The organism is Streptomyces longispororuber, from assembly GCF_024448165.1.
Lineage (GTDB): Bacteria > Actinomycetota > Actinomycetes > Streptomycetales > Streptomycetaceae > Streptomyces > Streptomyces longispororuber_A.
In genome coordinates this window covers 1-9,223 of record NZ_JAMOLN010000303.1, presented here as the reverse complement: position 1 = coordinate 9,223, position 9,223 = coordinate 1, and the positions used below count along the sequence as shown (strand labels likewise).

Here is a 9,223-nt window from a genome sequence, read left to right as displayed (position 1 = left end):
CAGGCCCCCGTCCCCCGGGTACGCCACGACCCACTTCACCCCGTACCGCCGCAGCACCTCGACCCGCTCGGCCCGTGAGGACCCCGCCGCGAAGTACGTGCGCACCGCCGCGTCCCGGGCGCCCTCGTCCCCCAGGAAGAGGTCCGGGTAGCCGGGCGCCACCGTGTACGGCCCGTACGCCGGGATCTGCCGGGCCGGGAACGTCCTGGCCAGCACCACGTCCCCGTACTTCACCCACGGCGTGATCCACTGGTAACCGGGCCACGGCTCCCGGTAGTTGGCGGCGACGGGCGGCGGCAGGACCGACCGCGGCAGCACGTACCCGAGCGTCCCCGACTGCGCCCACGCCCCCACCACCAGCGCCACGGCGACGACCCAGCCGAACGCGGCCCGCACCGCGGGGCGCGGCGCACAGAAGACTTCGAGGCCTGCCGCGACCTGCGCCGGAATCAGCACGGCGGGCAGCACCCGCCCCCACGACCAGTGCCCGCTGACCCCGCCCGCCGCGAACACCACGCACCCGAACAGGCAGAACAGCACCAGCGGGTCCCGCCGGTCGCGCCGCCACCGCAGCACGAGCGCGGCGCCGCCCACGAGCCCGGCCAGCCAGAACCGGGCGACGAGATCCCGGTACAGCGAGCGGTGGATGCCCTCCAGACCGCCGACGCCGAACAGGGCGAAGAACCGGTAGTACGGCCAGCAGACCAGCAGCAGCACACCCACCGCGAGCCCCGCGGCGAGCCGCAGCCAGTCCGCGCGGGCCGGCCACGGCCGCGCCCCGAGCACCATCGCGAGGGCGCCGAGCGAGGCGACGACCCCGGTGAACTGGTGGCTGAGCAGGATCACCGCCCACAGCACCCCGGCACCGACGAAGTGCCACCAGGTGCCGGCCCGGCGCAGCAGCGCCCACAGCCAGAAGGCGGCGCCGAGCGCGAACGTGCTGGGGTAGGAGACGGTCAGCGCAAGGGAGTTGAGGCCGAGGAAGCCGCTCCAGTTGAACAGCAGCGTCCCCCACAGCAGGACGAGGCAGAGCAGCACGAGCGAGACGACGGTGGCGTGCCGCCACCGGTCCGCCGCCCGGTCGAGGAACGTGCCGACGAACGCCCACACGCCCGTCACCAGCACGCCCAGCGACACCAGCGCCGCGATCCGCAGCACCATGAACACCCCGAGCCCGGTCACCTTCGCGACGCAGCCGAGCAGCAGGGTCCAGGGCGTGTAGTACGGGCTGGGGGCGTCGGCGGCAACGAGCGGATCGCCGGGGTCGAGCAGATCGTGCCGCAGCCGCTCGATGGTGGCGGCGTGCATGCCGAGGTCCCCGGCCCACGGCAGGCGCACGACGACGCCCACCAGCAGGACGAGGACCAGGACCGCGGCGGACCGGGTCGCCGCGCCAGGGCCTGTCCTAGCGGTGCCGCGCATGGTGCTGATGCTGGAACACCCACGTCCGGTAGACGAGGAAGCGGAACCCGGAGGCCAGCAGGATCGACAGGGCCTTGGCCGCGTTCGAGGCGAGCGGGCCGGTCATGCCGGCGCCGTGGTAGCCCGCGGAGAACAGCACGCTCTCCATCAGCACGCCGAGGCCGCTGAAGACGAAGAACAGCAGGATCTGGCGGCGGGTGCGGGCGGCGCGGTCGCGGTAGGCGAAGAAGCGGAAGCCCAGGTAGTTGGTGCCCATGGCGACGCAGCTCGCGAGGACGGTCGCCGCCATCGGGCCCGAACCCAGGCCGTGCAGAAGGAGGTTGAAGACGAGCAGGTTGACGAGGACACCGCTGCCGCCGACCACGCAGAACTTGACGAGCTCGTAGGAGAGCCGGCGCAGCCGGACCACGAGCGCCGGGCGCGGTGGCGCGTACGTCGTCGCGGTCACCGGCGCGACCTCGCGCGCAGCTTCCACGGCATGGCGACCGACTCCAGCTGCACCATCAGGTTCATCTTCGACTCGCCGACGGTGCGGTCCTCGAAGTGGATCGGCACCTCCATGATTCCGTAACCGCGGCGCACGGCGCGGTACTTCATCTCGACCTGGAAGCTGTATCCGGCGCTGTCGACGGAGGCCAGGTCGATGGCGCGCAGCGCGTCCTCGCGCCACAGGTTGAAGCCGCCGGTGATGTCGCGGACGCGGGTGCCGAGGATGGTGCCCGCGTAGGCGTTCGCCCAGCGGGAGAGCAGTCTCCGGTGGGCGCCCCACGCGTCGGACAGGGTGCCGCCCTCGACGTAGCGGCTGCCGATGGTGACGCCCGCGCCCGTGGCGAGGGCGACGCCCAGCATCTCGGGGACCCGGGCGACCGGGTGGCTGCCGTCGGCGTCCATCTGCAGCACGTAGCGGGCGCCGTCCGTGATGGCCCGCGTCATGCCCGCCGCGTACGCGCGGCCCAGCCCCTCCTTGCCCGCCCGGTGCAGCACGGCCATCCGCTCGCCGCCGAAGCGGCTCACGTACTCCTCGGCGATGTCGCCGGTGCCGTCGGGGCTGGAGTCGTCGACGACGAGCAGCCGGAGTCCTGGCAGGGGCAGCGCCATGAGCGCCTCCGCCATGCCCGGCAGGTTGCCCGCCTCGTTGTACGTCGGCATGACGACGGTGAGCGGGGTCGCGGCCCAGTCGTCCGGCAGTGCGACCGCGCGGCTCGTCGGCTTCGTGTCCGGCTTCGCATCCGGCTTCGACGGCATCGACTCTCCCTGATCTGTCAGACAATCGGGTCCACTTTAGACGTAATGCCCTATTTCGAGGCATAGGGCGCTCGGCGGGGGCGTGGCACGCCGTGGTCCATCTGGGCAGACGGCAGGAGGACGGTCCGGGTTGCCTGACAGCACGAGGGTGCCCCGGGCCGTGCGGCCCGGGGCACCCTCGTGTTCGGTGCTGTCGCGTTACGAGTGCGTGCGCAACAGCGTGCGCATCGTCCGCATGGCCACCGACAGGTTCGCCAGGTCGAAGGCGTCCGAGCCCTGGATCTCCTCCAGCGTCGTGCGCGCACGGCCCAGGATCGGCGCGTTCTTCTCCTCCCACGCCTTGAACCGCTGCTCCGGCGACGACGTGCCGTTGCCCGCCGCCAGCACGTCGGCGGTGAGCGCGGCGTGCGCCGCGTACAGGTCCTCGCGGATCGACGCACGCGCCATCGACTGCCAGCGGTCGGCCCGCGGGAGCTCGATGATGCGGTCCATCAGCTGCGTGATGGAGAGCCGGTCGGCGAGGTCGTAGTAGACCTCGGCGACGGCCAGCGCGCCCTTGCCCATCCGGTCGCCGATCTGCACGATGTCCAGCGTCGGGAACGCCGACGAGAACCCGGCGACCCGCTCGGCCAGCTCCTCCGGCACCCCGGCGCCGGTCAGCTCGTCGAGGATCGACTGGTACCACTCGGCGTCCGCGCCGCGCAGCATCTTCGGCAGGGCCGCCCAGACCTCGGCGACGCCCTCCTTGAAGAAGTCGATCGTCTCGGCCAGCTGCAGCGGCTGCGGCCGGTTGTTCAGCAGCCACCTGGTACCGCGCTCGACGAGCCGCCGCGAGTGCAGCCGGATCCGGGTCTGGACATCGGCGGCGACGACATTGTCGAGCGCCTCGACCGCGTCCCACACCTCGCTCAGGCCGAAGATCTCGCGCGCGGCGAGCTGCGCCCGCACGATCTCCTCCAGCGACGCACCGGTCTCCTCGCGGAGGCGGTGCAGGAAGGTCGAACCGCCCGTGTTCACCGTGTCGTTGACGAGCACCGTCGTGATGATCTCGCGACGCAGCGCGTGCGCGTCGATCGCGTCGAGGTACTTGTCGCGCAGCGCCTGCGGGAAGTAGGCGTGCAGCAGCCGGCGCAGGTACGGGTCGTCCGGCAGCGACGTCGTGATCAGCTCGTCGGCGGCCGTGATCTTCGTGTACGCGAGGAGGACGGCCAGCTCCGGCTGGCTCAGGCCGCGGCCGGTGTTGAGGAGTTCCTTGATCTGCCGGTCGTTCGGCAGGAACTCCAGGGACCGGTCGAGGTGCCCCTGCTTGCCCAGCCGGCGCATGAACCGCTGGTGGGCGTGGAGCAGCGACGCGGACTGCGCCTCGGCGTTGCCGAGGGCGGTGTTCTGCGCGTAGTTGTTGCGCAGCACCAGGTGCCCGACCTCGTCGGTCATCGCGGCGAGCAGCTTGTTGCGCTGCTTGACGGTCATGTCCCCGTCGGAGACCAGGCCGTTGAGCAGGATCTTGATGTTGACCTCGACGTCGGACGTGTTCACGCCCGCGCTGTTGTCGATGGCGTCCGTGTTGACCTTGCCGCCGGTGCGGGCGAACTCGATGCGGCCCAGCTGGGTCGCGCCGAGGTTGCCGCCCTCGCCGATGACCTTGGCGCGGACGTCCTGGCCGTCGACGCGGATGGCGTCGTTGGCCTTGTCGCCGACGTCCGCGTTCGACTCGGCGGACGACTTCACGTACGTGCCGATGCCGCCGTTCCACAGCAGGTCGACCGGGGCCTGGAGGATGGCCTTCATCAGTTCGGCCGGGGTCATCTTGGCCTGGCCGGACTCGATGCCGAGGGCCTCGCGGATGTGGGCGTTGAGCTGGATCGCCTTGGCGGAGCGCGGGAAGACGCCGCCGCCCGCGGAGATCAGCTCCTTGTTGTACTCGGCCCAGCTGGAGCGCGGCAGCTCGAACATGCGGCGGCGCTCGGCGTACGAGGTCTCCGCGTTCGGCTTCGGGTCGATGAAGATGTGCCGGTGGTCGAAGGCGGCGACCAGGCGGATGTGCTCGGACAGCAGCATGCCGTTGCCGAACACGTCACCGCTCATGTCGCCGACACCGACGACCGTGAAGTCCTCGGACTGCGTGTCGACGCCCAGCTCGCGGAAGTGCCGCTTGACGGACTCCCAGGCGCCGCGCGCGGTGATGCCCATGCCCTTGTGGTCGTAGCCGGCCGAGCCGCCCGACGCGAAGGCGTCCCCGAGCCAGAAGTTGTACGACTCGGCGACCCCGTTGGCGATGTCGGAGAAGGACGCCGTGCCCTTGTCGGCCGCGACGACGAGGTACGTGTCGTCCTCGTCGTGCCGCACGACGTCGGCGGGCGGCACGACCTCACCGGCCACCAGGTTGTCGGTGATGTCGAGCAGCGCCGAGATGAAGGTCTTGTACGAGGCGACGCCCTCGGCCATCCAGGCGTCCCGGTCCACCGACGGGTCGGGCAGCTGCTTGGCGACGAAGCCGCCCTTCGCGCCCACCGGCACGATGACGGTGTTCTTCACCATCTGCGCCTTCACCAGACCGAGGATCTCGGTACGGAAGTCCTCGCGCCGGTCGGACCAGCGCAGACCACCGCGGGCCACCTTGCCGAAGCGCAGGTGGACGCCCTCGACGCGCGGCGAGTACACCCAGATCTCGTAGGCGGGCCGCGGCTCGGGCAGGTCGGGGATGGCCTGCGGGTCGAGCTTCATGGAGACGTACGTGTGCGGCTTGCCGCCCCCCGCCTCCTGGAAGAAGTTCGTGCGCAGGGTCGCCTTGATGACGGTCAGGAAGGACCGCAGGATCCGGTCCTCGTCGAGCGAGGCGACCTGGTCGAGCGCCCCGTCGAGCTCTTCGAGCAGCCCGTCGGTCAGCTCGGTGCCGGCGCGCTGCCGGTCCGGGGACATCCGCGCCTCGAACAGCGACACCAGCAGCCGCGTGGTGTGCACGTTCGTCCGGAGGGTGTCCTCCATGTAGTCCTGGCTGAACGTGGAACCGGCCTGGCGCAGGTACTTGGCGTACGCGCGCAGCACCATCGCCTGCCGCCAGTTCAGTCCGGCGCCCAGCACGAGGGCGTTGAAGCCGTCGTTCTCGGCGAGACCGGTCCAGGTCGCGGCGAACGCCTCCTGGAACCGCTCGCGGCCGTCGGCACCCAGCTCGTCACCGCTGCCGTTCGCCGGCTTCGGCATGCGCAGGCCGAAGTCGTAGATCCACGCGGTCGTCCGGTCCGCGCAGCGCAGCTCGTACGGGCGCTCGTCGGTGACCTCGACGCCGAGCCGCTGCAGCACCGGCAGGACGGCGGACAGGGAGACGGGCGCACCGGTCCGGTAGATCTTGAAGCGGCGCTCGCCGGGGGCCGCGCCCACCGGCTCGTACAGGGAGAGCGCGAAGTCCTTGGCGCCGTGGGTGAGCTGCTCCAGGTGGACCAGGTCGGCGACGGCGGCCCGCGGCGAGTGGTCCGCCTTGTAGCCCTCGGGGAACGCCTGGCCGTAGCGGCGCAGCAGCTCGGCGGCGCGCTCCTCGCCGCACTCGGCGTTCAGCGCCTCGCCGAAGCCGTCGGCCCAGGAGCGGGCGGCCTCGACCAGCCGGGCCTCGATGCGGTCCTTGTCGGCGTCGGACAGCTGCGGCAGCTCGGTGCCCGGGGGGACCCGGACGACGAAGTGCAGCCGGGACAGGATCGACTCGGTGTTCCAGGCGGTGAAGTCGACGCTGGTGCCGCCGAGCTCCTCCTTCAGGATGTCGATGATCCGCAGCCGGACGCCCGTCGTGTAGCGGTCGCGCGGCAGGTAGACGAGGGCCGAGTAGTAGCGGCCGTACTCGTCCTTGCGCAGGTAGAGCCGCAGCCGGCGGCGCTCCTGGAGGTACAGGACGGAGGTGACGATGGAGCGCAGCTCGTCGACGGGCGTCTGGAAGAGCTCGTCGCGCGGGTACGTCTCCAGGATCTGCAGCAGGTCGCGGCCGTCGTGGCTGTTGGGCGAGAAGCCCGCGCCCTTGAGGACCTCGGCGACCTTGCGGCGGATGACGGGGACGCGGCGCACGCTCTCGGTGTACGCGGCGGAGGAGAAGAGACCCAGGAAGCGCCGCTCGCCGATGACGTTGCCCTCGGCGTCGAACTTCTTCACGCCGACGTAGTCGAGGTAGCTGGGGCGGTGCACGGTGGCGCGGCTGTTGGCCTTCGTCAGGACGAGCAGCCGGTGCTCACGGGCCTTGGCGCGGGCGTCGGCGGGCAGCCGGTTGAAGGACGGCGAGACCGGGTGGTGCTCGTCGGCCTCGTGGTGCGGGTCGGAGCGCAGGATGCCGAGGCCGGTGCCGGGCACCGCGGCGAGCGAGTCGTCGTCGGTGAGCGTGTACTCGCGGAAGCCCAGGAACGTGAAGTGGTCGGCGGACAGCCAGCGCAGCAGCTCGCGGGCCTCCTCGACCTCCTGGTCGCGCAGGTCGTCGGCGGTCGGCTCGCTGGGCAGCTCGTCCGCGATGCGCAGCGCGGAGTCGCGCATCTTCTCCCAGTCCTCGACGCACTCGCGCACGTCGGACAGGACGCGCAGCAGGTCCGCGGTGATCTGCTTGAGGTCGGCGCGGTCGGTCTCGCGGTCCGTCTCGACGTGGATCCACGACTCGGTGACCACGTCGTGGGCGTCGGTGGACGCGCCCGCGGGGAGCACCTCCAGGAGCTTGCCCGCGACGTCGCGGCGGACGAGGACCTGCGGGTGGATGACGACGTGGATGCCGCGCCCCTGCCGGGACAGCTCGTTCGTGACGGAGTCCACGAGGAACGGCATGTCGTCGGTGACGACCTCGACGACGGAGTGGCTGCAGGTCCAGCCGTTCTCCTCGACGGTCGGCGTGTGGACCCTGACGTTCGCGGTGCCCTGCGGACGGTTCTCGGCGAGTCGGTAGTGCGAGTACGCCGCTCCGAAGACGTCGACCGGGTCACGGTCGCTCAGGTCCTCCGGTGCAGTGTGCAGGTAGTAGCGCTGGAGGAACGCGAGCACGGTGTCCCGGTCGGGAGTGCCCTCGTCCGTCGCCCCAGTCGGTAGGTGCCCCCCTACCGGGCTGTTCTCAGCTACCCGGGCGGCCCGTGCGAGCAGCTCGGCCTTGGCTTCGTCCAGCTTGGTCTGCATTGTCCTCTGGCTCCTGTCGCGCGCCGTTGCGTGACGTAGAAAAAAGTGGTTCGACGTAACGCCGCGACGCGGGGTCTCCGGTCTGCGACGACGTTATGCCGGGATGGGAGAAGAGCGGACGGGAATGCGCCATTTTCAACGTACTGGCCATCCGCCGGAAACGATCAGCGTCTGAGCGCCGGGCACGTCCGCTGTGGCGGTCCGTGAGCTCCCGGCGCGGGCAGGGGGCGACGATGCCCCCGCGAGATATCGCGCTGATCACGGGTCCAGGCTATCGCTCTCCGCCCGGGAGTCGTCATGAGCCGTATGTGTACAAAACTGGGGGTCGAACTTTGACACTCTGCACAGAACCGCGCCCTCTTGTCAGGATCCCGGCACGGCGGCAGGTTGGGCGCAGGCCCATCAGCGAGGGGAGCGTGCGACCCATGGCACCCAAGATCCTGATCGTGACCGGCGACGCGGCGGAGTCCCTGGAGGTGCTCTACCCCTACCAGCGGCTGCGCGAGGAGGGCTACGAGGTCGACATCGCGGCCCCCACCCGCAAGAAGCTCCGCTTCGTGGTCCATGACTTCGAGCCCGGCTTCGACACGTACACGGAGAAGCCCGGCTACACCTGGCCGGCCGATCTGGCCTTCGCGGAAGTCGATCCGGGCCAGTACGCCGCTCTGGTGATCCCGGGCGGCCGGGCCCCCGAGTACCTGCGCGGCGACGGCGAGCTCCGCAAGATCGTCAAGGCCTTCTTCGACACCGACAAACCCATCGCGCAGATCTGTCACGGACCGCTCCTGACGGCGTCCGTGGACGGGCTGCGGGGCCGGCGCGTGACGGCGTACCCGGCGCTCGAACCCGACATGCAGGCGGCCGGTGCCACCTTCCAGGACGCGGAGGCGGTGGTCGACGGCACACTGGTCTCGTCCCGGGCCTGGCCGGACCACTCGGCGTGGATGCGGGAGTTCCTCACGGTGCTGCGGGCGAAGGCACCGGCCTCCTGAACAGCCCGCGGGGTCCGGGCGGGCTGTTGTGCCGAGCGGCGGTGGCTGCCCCGCCGACGAGGGCAGCCACCCGAGTGCCGTCCCCCGGGCGTCACGACGGAGGGCCGTTGCCACGACAGCCGTGGGGAGTTGACCATTACTGCCCGACGCTCCGCCGCACCGCTTCCTCCCGGAGGAACGCGACACAACGACAGCTTCCCGGCGGGCCGACGCCCGTGACATCGGTATTCCGGGAGACCGGTATACGCATTGGTACGGCGGGGTGACGGCTCCGTATACCTAGGACCGGTCAGTCACCGGTGGGGACGGCCACCCCGGCCACGGCCCGCACCTCGGTCCGCGAGCCCACCCCCAGCTTCGCCAGGATGTGCTCCACATGGGCGTCGGCCCGCCGGGAAGCTGTCGTTGTGTCGCGTTCCTCCGGGAGGAAGCGG

The 9,223-nt window shown here is 70.9% G+C and carries 5 protein-coding genes; 1 reads left to right on the top strand and 4 read right to left on the bottom strand.

Going from position 1 to position 9,223, the window contains the following annotated elements:
- The 4 genes from M4J07_RS44505 to M4J07_RS44490 form a co-directional block, all read right to left on the bottom strand.
- Nucleotides 1-1,422 (bottom strand): hypothetical protein (locus M4J07_RS44505; RefSeq protein ID WP_255982436.1); only part of this gene is annotated, 1,422 nt, incomplete at its 3' end.
- The gene (locus M4J07_RS44500; RefSeq protein WP_255982434.1) at nucleotides 1,406-1,870 is read right to left on the bottom strand and encodes a GtrA family protein; all 465 of its coding nucleotides are present in this window, start codon (nucleotides 1,868-1,870) and stop codon (nucleotides 1,406-1,408) included. The genes M4J07_RS44500 and M4J07_RS44505, both read right to left, overlap by 17 nt.
- The gene (locus M4J07_RS44495; RefSeq protein ID WP_255982432.1) at nucleotides 1,867-2,667 is read right to left on the bottom strand and encodes a polyprenol monophosphomannose synthase; all 801 of its coding nucleotides are present in this window, start codon (nucleotides 2,665-2,667) and stop codon (nucleotides 1,867-1,869) included. The genes M4J07_RS44500 and M4J07_RS44495 overlap by 4 nt, the downstream gene beginning before the upstream one ends.
- Nucleotides 2,668-2,865: 198 nt before the next feature.
- Nucleotides 2,866-7,797: an NAD-glutamate dehydrogenase gene (locus tag M4J07_RS44490; protein ID WP_255982429.1), complete on the bottom strand. Its 4,932-nt coding sequence runs from the start codon at nucleotides 7,795-7,797 to the stop codon at nucleotides 2,866-2,868.
- A 425-nt stretch (nucleotides 7,798-8,222) separates the two neighbouring features.
- Here M4J07_RS44490 and M4J07_RS44485 point away from each other — a divergent pair, with 425 nt between their 5' ends.
- On the top strand, nucleotides 8,223-8,789 hold the full coding sequence (locus M4J07_RS44485; protein ID WP_255982427.1) for a DJ-1/PfpI family protein: 567 nt from the start codon (nucleotides 8,223-8,225) through the stop codon (nucleotides 8,787-8,789).
- The last annotated feature ends 434 nt before the right edge of the window (nucleotides 8,790-9,223 follow it).

Excerpts from the sequence above, each read along its gene's own strand:
- M4J07_RS44490 (WP_255982429.1), bottom strand. The coding sequence starts at position 7,797 with ATGCAGACCAAGCTGGACGAAGCCAAGGCCGAGCTGCTCGCACGGGCC.
- M4J07_RS44485 (WP_255982427.1), top strand. The coding sequence starts at position 8,223 with ATGGCACCCAAGATCCTGATCGTGACCGGCGACGCGGCGGAGTCCCTG.
- M4J07_RS44495 (WP_255982432.1), bottom strand. The coding sequence starts at position 2,667 with ATGCCGTCGAAGCCGGATGCGAAGCCGGACACGAAGCCGACGAGCCGC.